1 protein-coding gene is annotated in these 585 nt (G+C 58.3%); it reads left to right on the plus strand.

All coding sequences use genetic code 11. From position 1 onward, the window contains the following. Positions 1-236: 236 nt before the first annotated feature. On the plus strand, positions 237-585 hold a 349-nt coding region (locus tag AB4Z23_RS27925), incomplete at its 3' end, for a DUF1348 family protein (RefSeq protein WP_441361231.1).

Genomic DNA, 585 nt, shown 5'->3' on the forward strand with positions numbered 1-585 from the left:
GGGTTGTGACCCGAGTTGATGTGCAGACAGCTCGGATCCTCTGGGGGCTTCCGGTATCAACCCGCTTGATTGCCTAAGGCACGCATTAGCGCACCCTGTCTGTACCAATCGGTGCAGCCCAATAGATTGATAGGTACATTCACATGAAACGCCGCACCTTCATCACAGCCCTGCCCGCCGTTGGCCTCGTAGGTTCGGCACTTGCCGAAACCAGTCAAATTACGAAAGCTGCGATAGTGACACGCCCTCCGGTACCGCCCTTCACCCACGAAACCGCCATCGAAAAGGTCCGCTTGGCCGAGGACGGCTGGAACTCGCGGGATGCAGCGAAGGTCGCCTTGGCTTACTCGGTCGACACCCGCTGGCGTAACCGCGTCGAATTCGCTTCCAACCGGCAGGAAGCCCAGGCTTTCCTGGCCCGCAAATGGAATAAGGAACACGAATACCGGCTCATCAAGGAGCTTTGGGCCTTCACCGGCAACCGCGTCGCCGTTCGATATGCCTATGAATATTGCGACGACAGCGGTCAGTGGTTCCGGGCCTATGGCAACGAGAACTGGCGTTTTGCCGCAGACGGTCTGATGT

This window comes from Agrobacterium sp. MCAB5 (assembly GCF_052114365.1).
Lineage (GTDB): Bacteria > Pseudomonadota > Alphaproteobacteria > Rhizobiales > Rhizobiaceae > Agrobacterium > Agrobacterium tumefaciens.